The organism is Streptomyces jumonjinensis, from assembly GCF_009600885.1.
Lineage (GTDB): Bacteria > Actinomycetota > Actinomycetes > Streptomycetales > Streptomycetaceae > Streptomyces > Streptomyces jumonjinensis.
This window is the reverse complement of the sequence record NZ_VCLA01000094.1, coordinates 1-9,005: the sequence shown is the minus strand read 5'-3', so window position 1 is coordinate 9,005 and position 9,005 is coordinate 1. Positions and strand designations below refer to the sequence as shown.

The window sequence follows — 9,005 nt, the reverse complement described above, 5'->3', positions numbered from 1 at the left end:
GCCCGTGCGGTGCTGGTGGGCGCCGAGCGCGACCAGGGCCCTGGCCCGTTCATAGGCGGCCGGTGAGCGTTCCAGCCAGGCGACGGCCTCGGTGAGCAGGGCGGTGCGCTCGGTCCCCCCGGTCACCTCCGCGGCGACCCGCAGCGCCATGCCGATGCCGGAGGGGGCCGCGTACCGCCGGGCGCTCGTCACCGCGTCGAGCGCGAGGGCCCTGGCCCGCCCCGGCTCCTCCCGGGCGGTGGCGCGGGCGAGGTGCAGCTGCCAAGGGCACCAGGCGGGGTTGCGCACCCCGCGCGGCTCCAGCCGCGCGCCCGCGGCGGTCAGTTCGGCGACGGCCTCCTCGGTCCGGCCCTGGGCGAGCAGCAGCTCTCCGTACACGGTCTGCGCGTCGGGGAAGGTGACGGCGGCGGGGAAGGGCTCGCCGAAGCCGTGGTCCCGGGCGACCCGGGCGGCGTCCTCCGTCTTCCCCCGGGCGAGCAGCACCTCCACCAGGGTGGCGACGGCGTACCACTCGGCCGGGGTGCGGGGGCCGACGCGTTCGGCGAGCCGCAGTCCCGCCCGGCCGAGCTCCTCGGCCTCGGTGAGCATGCCGCGCCGGAAGCGGATGTAGCCGAGGAGGGTGTACGCGAAGGAGAGATGCCCGCCGTGCCAGCCCTGGCGCTCGAACTCGGCGGTCCCCGCGGCGAACAGCTCCTCGGCGCGGCCGGGCCGGTCGGCGAAGAGGAAGGTGAGGGCGACGAGCGCGGGCACCTCGAAGCCCCGGTCCTCGGCGGCCCAGCTCAGTCCGCCCGCCAGGGCGCGTTCGGCGTGGCGCAGGGCGACGGACGCGGGCTCGGCGCGCAGGGTGGCGTCCCAGGCGCGCAGCCCGATGATGTAGCGCTCGGTGAGATCGCGCCCGGTGAGCCGGTCGGCGAGTCTGGCCAGTCTGCGGGAGCGGGCGGGCGACTCGGGCTCATCGGCGCGGAAGGCGTCCCACATGAACTTCTCGGCCCGCATCCGCAGCCGGGTGCGGGGGCAGTTGGTGCGGCGGGCCTCCCGGGCGAGGGTCTCGGACGCCTCGGCGAGCCGGTCGGAGTGGGCGAGCACCTGGGAGAGGCGGTACACGATGCCCTGGCGGAGCGCGGGGTCGGCGATGGGCTCCTCAAGCGCCGCCCGGAGGTGGTTGACGGTGGTGGCGGGCTCGGTGAGCAGCGAGGAGCAGCCCAGTTCGTAGAGGACGGCGGCGCGGTCCGCCGGGGCGGGGGGTTCGCGCAGGGCGCGGGCGAGCTGACGGCGGGCGGCGTCGGGGGCGCCGGCCCGGAGGGTCTCCCGGGCGGCCTCGCGGAGCCGGCCGACGACCCAGGGGTCGCCCTCGGGGTGGGTCTCCAGCAGATGGCGGGCGGCTGCCGCGGAGCCGAGGCCCGCGTCGACGACGGCCCAGGCGGCCTGGCCGTGCAGGGCGACCCGGACGGCGTCGGGGATGGCCCGGTGGACGGCGGTGGCGATCAGCGGGTGGACGAATTCCAGGGTGTCGGCGCCGGTGAGGACCCGTGCGTCGCGCAGCCGGTCGGCGGCGTCCGCGGCGGCCTGGGGGCCGAGTCCGGCGACGGCCGCGGCGAGCGCGGGCTGGATCTCGGTGCCGAGCACGGCGCCGGCCCAGGCGAAGCGGACGGTGGCGGGACCGAGCCGTTCGATGCGGGCGATGAGTCCGCTGCCTTTGACGGCGGCGGCGAGGTCGCGCAGCAGCGGGGCGCCGGATCCGACGGGGTCGATGGACCGGTCGCGTACTTTGGCGATGAGTTCGACGGTCTCGAAGGGGTTGCCGGAGGTGACGGCCCAGCACTCCTGGCAGAAGGCGTCGTCGGCGTGGTCGCCGAGCCGGTCGCGGACCAGACGGGCGACGGCGGGCGGGGTGAGCGGCTCCAGGCCGAGGGGGCGCTGTCCGGCCCGGCCGGGCAGCCGGCGGAACGGATGGGCGTGGTCGGGGAGTTCCTCGGGCCGGTAGGCGACGGCGAGGAGCATGGGGAGTTCTTCGGCGCGGGGCGCGAAGGCGGCGAGCCAGCTCAGTGATTCGGGGTCGGCCCAGTGGGCGTCGTCGAGGACCAGGGCGAGCGGTGCGCGGCGGACGGCGAGATGGGTGAGGACCCAGTCGAGGCCGTCGCGCAGGCCCTGGGGGTCGGGCGGGGAGCCTTCGTCGGCGGCGCAGAGGCCGAGCGCGGGCCCGACGATGGCGTACCAGCTGCCGAGGCGCTGCCGGAGCTCGGATTCCGAGGCTCCGGCGAGCTGGGGCTGTATCAGCTGGCGGGCGACGTGGAAGGCGACCTGCTGTTCCTGTTCGCCGCCGCGTGCGCTGAGCACGGTGCAGCCTCGGGCGGCGGCTCTGCGGCGGATCTCGGCCAGGAGGGTGGTCTTGCCGAGTCCGGCGTGCCCGGCGAAGGCGAGGAGCGCACCGCGCGGGCGTATGAGCGGGCCTGCGTCCTCGGCCCCGGGAAGTGGGCCGGAGTCCTCGGCCCCGGGAAGTGGGCCGGAGTCCTCGGCCCCGGGGTGTGATCCGGTCAGCTCGGCCAGCGCTTCGTCCACGGCGGCGAGTTCCGTCTCGCGTTCGAAGAGGCGGCGCCGTGCGGCGCCGGCGGGTCGCGTCATGTCCACCCCTCATGACCGGGCGTACGCCCGGCGTGGTGCTGGGGCCGCCTGGACAGACGTCCTTGAGGCACCTCAGCGTACGCGAGCGGGGCAGGCGCGGGGAGACGGGTTCCGTCGAACGGGCCTGCGGGGCCGGGGAGTCGGGGCTCTCGCCCCGGATCCGGCGGGCGGTGGCGCGGCGCGGCCGTCAGGGGCCGGACGGTGGCGCGGCCGTCAGGGGCCGGGCCGGGCAGCGGCCGTCTCCTTGATGAAGCGGCCCGCTGCCCGCCGGGCACCGCCTGGAGGATTCCGCCGACGAGCGCCCCGGGGACCGGTTCTCCGGTTCCCCGGCGACGGTGAAGCCGGGCAGATGGGCTCCCGCGAAGAGGCCCACGGCGAACACGGTCGGCACGGAGACGCTGTTGGTCTCCCTGAGCGGATGGATCAGCAGGGTGATCACGGCACCCTGGGGCAGGACTCCGGCGACAGCGGGGGCCCGCCGGTCGCGCCAGCGGTCGGAGAGCGGGTTGAACAGCGGTGCGCCGACCGCGGGACCGAGCCAGGACATGGCGGTGAGCACGGCCGCGGGGTGGGCCGATGGCGGCGTTCCCGGGGTGGCGGGGCCGGGCCGCCCGTACGGTGTCCGCATGGCCGCCGATCACGGTACGAGAAGCCGCCCGGGGTATCCGGCCGCCGCCGGGGTGTTCGCGGTGGGCATGGCGGGCGCCACGCTGCCGACGCCGCTGTACGGCCTGTACCAGGCGGAGATCGGTTTCTCCGAGCTGATGGTGACGGTGGTGTTCGCCGTGTACGCGGTGGGGGTCATCGCCGTTCTGCTGACGGCGGGCGACTGGTCCGACCGGGTCGGACGCCGCCCCGTGCTGTTCTGCGCCCTGGGGCTGTCCGCCGTCGCTGATCTGTGCTTTCTGTTCGAGGGCGGGCTGCCGCTGCTGTTCGCCGGCCGGCTGCTGTCGGGGTTCTCGGTGGGGCTGCTCAGCGGCACGGCCACCGCCGCCGTGCTGGAGCTCGCCCCGCCGCACCGCGCCGCGCGGGCGGGGTTCGCCGCGACGGCGGCGAACATGGGCGGGCTGGGCTGTGGACCGCTGCTGGCGGGGCTGCTCGCGCGGTACGCCCCGGACCCGCTGCGGCTGCCCTTCGTGGTGCATCTGGCGCTGCTGGCCGTCGCGGCCGTCGTGGTCCGGCTGCTGCCGGAGACCGTGGCCGCCCGGGCGGGCGAGCCCCGGCCCCGGCACCGGCACCGGCCGCAGGGGATGGCGGTGCCGCCGGAGGCGCGGGCGGTGTTCGCGCCGGCGGCGCTCGCCGCGTTCGCGGGGTTCTCGCTGCTCGGGCTGTTCACCGCCGTGGTGCCGAGCTTTCTGGCGCAGACGCTGAAGGCGGACGATCTGGCGGTGGCCGGCGCGGTGGTCTTCTCGCTCTTCCTCGCCTCCACGGCGGGGCAGTCGCTGACGGGACGGCTGGGGGTGCGCCGGTCGCTGCCCGCCGGGTGTCTGACGCTGGTCGCGGGCCTGCTGCTGGTGGGCGCCTCGCTGGCGGCGGAGTCGCTGCCGCTGCTGCTGGCGGGCACGCTGGCAGGCGGTCTCGGGCAGGGGCTCGCCTTCCGGGCCGGGCTGGCCTCGGTCGGGGACGCCGCGCCCGCCGGGCATCGGGGCGGGACGATCTCGGCGTTCTTCGTGGCCGCCTACACCGGACTCACGCTGCCGGTCATGGGGGTGGGGGCGCTGACGCTCTGGCTGGGGCTGCGGAACGCGGGGCTGGTGTTCACGGCCGCGGTGACGGTCCTCGCGCTCTGCGTCGGGCTGCTGCTGCCGCGCGGGGCACGGGAGGGTGCGGCCGGGCCGTAGCGGGGCCCGGCCGCACCCCGGTCCGGGAGGGGTCCGGGGCGGGGTCCGGGGTGCGCGGACTCCAGGCCCGGCGCGGAGTTCAGGCCCCCCTGCCCGAGAGTTCAGGTGGTGGGCGGCTCGGAGCCCACCAGCCACATCGCGAAGAACTGCGAGCCGCCGCCGTACGCGTGCCCGAGGGCTCTGCGCGCGCCGTCGATCTGGTGCTCGCCCGCCTGGCCGCGCACCTGGAGGGCGGCCTCGGCGAAGCGGATCATTCCGGAGGCCCCGATGGGGTTGGCGGAGAGCACTCCCCCGGACGGGTTGACGGGCAGATCGCCGTCGAGCTCGGTGACTCCTGACTCGGTGAGCTTCCACCCCTCCCCCTCGGCCGCGAAGCCGAGGTTCTCCAGCCACATGGGCTCGTACCAGGAGAAGGGGACGTACATCTCGACGACGTCGATCTCCCGGCGCGGATCGGTGATCCGGGCCTGCCGGTAGACGGCCGCCGCGCAGTCCTTCCCGGCCCGGGGCGAGACGAAGTCCTTGCCCGCGAAGAGGGTGGGCTCGCTGCGCATCGCGCCGCCGTGCACCCAGGCCGCCGGGCGGGGCGCGCGGGCCGCCCCCGCACGGTCGGCGAGGATCATCGCGCATGCTCCGTCGGACGACGGACAGGTCTCGGAGTAGCGGATGGGGTCCCACAGCATCGGGGACTCCTGGACCTTCGCCAGGGTGATGCCGTGCTCGTGGAGATGGGCGTACGGGTTCCGCAGGGCGTTGCGCCGGTCCTTGTAGGCGACCAAGGCGCCGATGGTGTCGGGGGCCCCGGTGCGCCGCATATAGGCGCGGATGTGCGGGGCGAAGAAGCCGCCCGCGCCCGCCAGCAGCGGCTGCTGGAAGGGGACGGGCAGGGAGAGCCCCCACATGGCGTTGGACTCGGACTGTTTCTCGAAGGCGAGGGTGAGCACGGTGGTGTGCACCCGGGCCGCGATCAGATCGGCGGCGACGAGCGCGGTGGAGCCGCCGACCGAGCCCGCGGTGTGCACCCGCAGCATCGGTTTGCCGACCGCGCCGAGCGCGTCGGCGAGATACAGCTCCGGCATCATCACGCCCTCGAAGAAGTCGGGGGCCTTGCCGATGACGACCGCGTCGATGTCCGCCCAGGTCAGCTCGGCGTCCGCGAGGGCGCGCAGGGCGGCTTCGCGGACGAGTCCGGCGAGGGAGACATCGCGGCGGGCGGCCCGGTGCCGGGTCTGTCCGATGCCGACGACGGCGACGGGCTCCTCAGCCATGGCTGTCCCCTTCCAGAACGGCGACCAGATTCTGCTGGAGGCAGGGCCCCGAGGTGGCGTGGGCGAGGGCCCGGTCCGACTCGCCGCGGTGGATCAGGGCAGCGGCCTCGCCGAGCCGGATGAGGCCCGCGGCCATCACCGGATTGGCCGAGAGCGCTCCGCCGGACGGATTGACTCTCACCCTGGAGTCGAGGTCGAGGGATCGGCGCAGTACGACTTCCTGCGAGGTGAAGGGCGCGTGCAGCTCGGCGGTGTCGACGGGCCGCTCGAAGGCCCCGGCGCGCTCGGCGGCGAGCCGGGTGGAGGGCGAGTCGGTCAGATCGCGGACGCCGAGGCCGTGCGCCTCGATCCGGTGGTCCATGCCGCGGATCCAGGCGGGGCGCTCGCAGAGTTCGCGGGCGCGGTCCCCGGCGGCGAGGAGCACGGCGGCGGCGCCGTCGCCGATCGGGGGGCAGTCGCCCCGGTGCAGCGGCCCGACGACCATGTCGCCCCGGGGAACGGCCCCCGCGAGCTGGGCGTACGGGTTGGCCGCGGCGTCCGCGCGGCTGCGGGCGCCGATCGCGGCGAGCTCCCGTTCATCGGTGTGGCCCGCGTCGATCAGGGCCTGTGCCTGGAGGGCGGCGAGCGCCACCGAGTCGGGCCAGAGCGGAGCGGTGTAGTACGGGTCGAGCTGCCGGCTCAGCACATCGCGCACCTCGCCGGGCGAGGACTTCCCGTAGGCGTACACCAGCGCGGTGTCGGCCGCGCCGGTGAGGATCTTCACCCATGCCTCGTACAGCGCCCACGCGCCGTCCATCTCCACATGGGACTCGGAGATCGGCGGCCACGCGCCGACGCCGTCCAGGGCCATGGTGAAGGAGAAGGCCCGCCCGGCGAGATAGTCGGACGAGCCCGAGCAGGTGAAGCCGATGTCACCGGTCCTCAGCCCGGTACGGCGGAGCACCTGGTGCAGCACCGGCATCACCATCTCGACCTCGGAGAGCTCATCGCTCCGCCGCTGGTGATCGGTCTGGGCGAAGGCGATGATCGCCACATCCCTGGCGTACCGGGTCACAGCAGCTCCTTGTAGACCTCGTAGTCGGCGTCCGGCTCGCCGGAGGGGCGGTAGTGGTCGGGGTAGCGGCTCGACGCGGTCCACACCGGCTCCACCCGCAGCCCCATGCGCACCTGGTCGTAGGGGATGCCGCCGATCCGGGCGTGCAGGGCGAGGTCGGCGCCGTCGAGAGCGATGTGGGCGTAGACGTACGGCACCGCGATGTCCAGGTTCTTCGCCTTGATGTTGACGACGCAGTAGGTGGTGACCGTGCCGCGCGGGCCGACCTCGATCTGCTCGGCGGTGGCGACGCCGCAGGTGGGGCAGGCGCCCCGGGGAGGGACGTACACCTTGCGGCAGGAGGGGCAGCGCTCCCCGACGGTCCGCCGCTCGGCGAGGGCGTGGAGATAGCGGGACTGGGCTCGGCCGGGCGAATAGTCGTAGTCGAGCCGGGCGGGGGCGACGATGCCGGTGACGGGGTCGTCGAACCGTCCGTCGTGCCCCCCGGCCGTGCGCGGACGCGGCTCGTGCTCGTGCTCGTACGGGACCCGTTCGCGCTCGTACGGGTCCGGCTCACCCTCGTACGGGTCCGACTCGCCCTCGTACGGCTCGAAGCAGGCGATGTCGGTGATGGAGCCGGTGCGTTCGGCGGCCCAGCGGACGGTGACGCGCAGACCGGTGCGCACCGCGCCCGGGCCGGGTGCGTCGAGCGCGTGCAGCAGCGCGGTGTCGGCCCCGTCCAGTCGTACCAGCACCCAGGCGAAGGGGGTGGCGAGCGGCTGGCCCCGGCGGGGGGCGGGGTTCCAGGCCCAGGTGGTGACGGTTCCGGTGGCGGCGACCTCGGCCAGCTCACGGAGCTCGTCGGCGGTGACCGGGTCGTATTCGACGGGCGGTACCAGGATCCGGCCGTCGGCCGTGCGGACGCCGAGGACGGTGCGCTCGCGCAGACCGGTGAGGAAGGCGCTCTGCACCGGGCCCAGCGAACGGGTGAAGGGGAACTCGACCACCAGAGGTGCGCGCAGCGGTTGGGGCATCGGATCTCCTCGGTCAGACGCGCCGGTAGACGGGGTCGCGCTTCTCGGCGAAGGCACGGGCTCCTTCCCGGGCGTCCTCGGTGTCGAAGACGGGCCAGCCGCGGACGAGTTCGGCGGCGAGGCCCTCGGCCTCGGCCATCGCGGCGGTCTCGTACACCGACGCCTTGACGGCCTCGACGGCGAGCGGGCCGCAGGCGTTGATCCGTTCGGCGAGGGAGAGCGCCTGCTCCAGGGCGGCGCCATCGGGGACGACATGGCCGATGAGGCCGATCCGCAGGGCTTCCGCCGCGGTGTAGGGGCGGCCGGTGAGCAGCATCTCCAGGGCGTGGGTGCGCGGGATCTGGCGCTGGAGCCGTACGGTCGAGCCGCCGATGGGGAAGAGTCCGCGCCTGACCTCGTAGTAGCCGAAGACCGCGCCCGCGCCCGCCACCCGGATGTCCGTGCCCTGGAGGATCTCGGTGCCCCCGGCGACGCAGGGGCCCTCGACGGCCGCGATGACCGGTTTCCGGGGGCGGTGGTGGCGGAGCATGGCCTTCCAGTGGAGGTCGGGGTCGGCTTTCATCCGGTCCCGGTGCCGCTGTCCGTCCATGCCGCCGCCCGCGAGGGCCTTGAGGTCCATTCCGGCGCAGAAGGCGCCGCCCGCCCCGGTGAGCACGATGGAGCGGACGGCGTCGTCCTCGTCGGCTTCCAGCCAGCCGTCGTACAGGCCCACCAGCATCGGCAGCGAGAGCGCGTTCCTCGCCTCGGGCCGGTTGAGGGTGAGTATCAGGGTCGCGCCCTCGCGCCGTACGGTGAGGTGTTCGGTACCGCCGCGCGGTCCCGTGTCTCGGTCCATGTGCGGGCCTCCCGTCTCCAGACGCAGAACAGGTTGCAGGAGGGACGGGTCCAGTTCAATAGCTTTCTGACAGCCAGTCAGATAAATTCGGCGTCTCCCCTTCCCAGATGTGTCCCCGGGCGCTCTAATGACCGCCGAGCCGAGTTCACACCGGGTGCGCCAGGTCTGGAGGAGCGGTGGAGTACAACCTTGCCGACCTTTTCGAGTCGGTCGTGGACGTGGTCCCGGACCGTGAGGCGCTGGTCTGCCTCGACCTGCCGGGGACGGGCGCGGAGCGCCGGCTCACCTACGCGGAACTGGACGCGGCGGCCAACCGGATCGCCCATCATCTGATCGGCGCGGGGATCGGGCCCGGCGAGCACCTCGGACTGC

At 74.7% G+C, this 9,005-nt stretch carries 8 protein-coding genes; 2 read left to right on the top strand and 6 right to left on the bottom strand.

Annotated features, from left to right (window positions below; all coding sequences use genetic code 11):
• Positions 1-2,622, bottom strand: a 2,622-nt coding sequence (locus FF041_RS11250; protein WP_153522597.1) for an ATP-binding protein, incomplete at its 3' end; no start/stop codon positions are given.
• A 187-nt stretch (positions 2,623-2,809) separates the two neighbouring features.
• Positions 2,810-3,181 carry a hypothetical protein gene (locus tag FF041_RS11245; protein WP_228388155.1) on the bottom strand — a complete coding sequence of 124 codons (372 nt, stop codon included), beginning with the start codon at positions 3,179-3,181 and terminating at the stop codon, positions 2,810-2,812.
• 67 nt (positions 3,182-3,248) lie between these two features.
• Here FF041_RS11245 and FF041_RS11240 point away from each other — a divergent pair, with 67 nt between their 5' ends.
• The gene (locus FF041_RS11240) at positions 3,249-4,463 is read left to right on the top strand and encodes an MFS transporter (protein ID WP_153522595.1); all 1,215 of its coding nucleotides are present in this window, start codon (positions 3,249-3,251) and stop codon (positions 4,461-4,463) included.
• Positions 4,464-4,564: 101 nt separating this feature from the next.
• Here the strand turns inward: FF041_RS11240 and FF041_RS11235 are convergent, their stop codons facing one another.
• From FF041_RS11235 to FF041_RS11220, 4 genes are read right to left on the bottom strand one after another with little or no spacing between them, the layout of a single operon-like run.
• Positions 4,565-5,731, bottom strand: coding sequence for a thiolase domain-containing protein (locus tag FF041_RS11235; RefSeq protein WP_153522593.1), 1,167 nt, complete (start codon positions 5,729-5,731; stop codon positions 4,565-4,567).
• A complete protein-coding gene (locus FF041_RS11230) occupies positions 5,724-6,785 on the bottom strand; it encodes a thiolase domain-containing protein (RefSeq protein WP_323391677.1) in 1,062 nt (353 codons plus the stop codon). The genes FF041_RS11235 and FF041_RS11230 overlap by 8 nt, the downstream gene beginning before the upstream one ends.
• Positions 6,782-7,798 (bottom strand): Zn-ribbon domain-containing OB-fold protein, encoded by a 1,017-nt coding sequence (locus FF041_RS11225; protein WP_153522591.1) that lies wholly within the window; start codon positions 7,796-7,798, stop codon positions 6,782-6,784. Before FF041_RS11225 ends, FF041_RS11230 begins: the two co-directional genes overlap by 4 nt.
• Before the next feature lie 13 nt (positions 7,799-7,811).
• Positions 7,812-8,633, bottom strand: a complete 822-nt coding sequence (locus FF041_RS11220) for a crotonase/enoyl-CoA hydratase family protein (protein ID WP_153522590.1) — start codon at positions 8,631-8,633, stop codon at positions 7,812-7,814.
• A gap of 176 nt (positions 8,634-8,809) precedes the next feature.
• Between FF041_RS11220 and FF041_RS11215 the strand changes: the two genes are divergently transcribed.
• Positions 8,810-9,005, top strand: a 196-nt coding sequence (locus FF041_RS11215) for an AMP-binding protein (protein ID WP_323391674.1), incomplete at its 3' end; no start/stop codon positions are given.

Coding starts and splice junctions, on each gene's coding strand:
- FF041_RS11240 (WP_153522595.1), top strand. CDS start 3,249: ATGGCCGCCGATCACGGTACGAGAAGCCGCCCGGGGTATCCGGCCGCC.
- FF041_RS11235 (WP_153522593.1), bottom strand. CDS start 5,731: ATGGCTGAGGAGCCCGTCGCCGTCGTCGGCATCGGACAGACCCGGCAC.
- FF041_RS11225 (WP_153522591.1), bottom strand. CDS start 7,798: ATGCCCCAACCGCTGCGCGCACCTCTGGTGGTCGAGTTCCCCTTCACC.
- FF041_RS11220 (WP_153522590.1), bottom strand. CDS start 8,633: ATGGACCGAGACACGGGACCGCGCGGCGGTACCGAACACCTCACCGTA.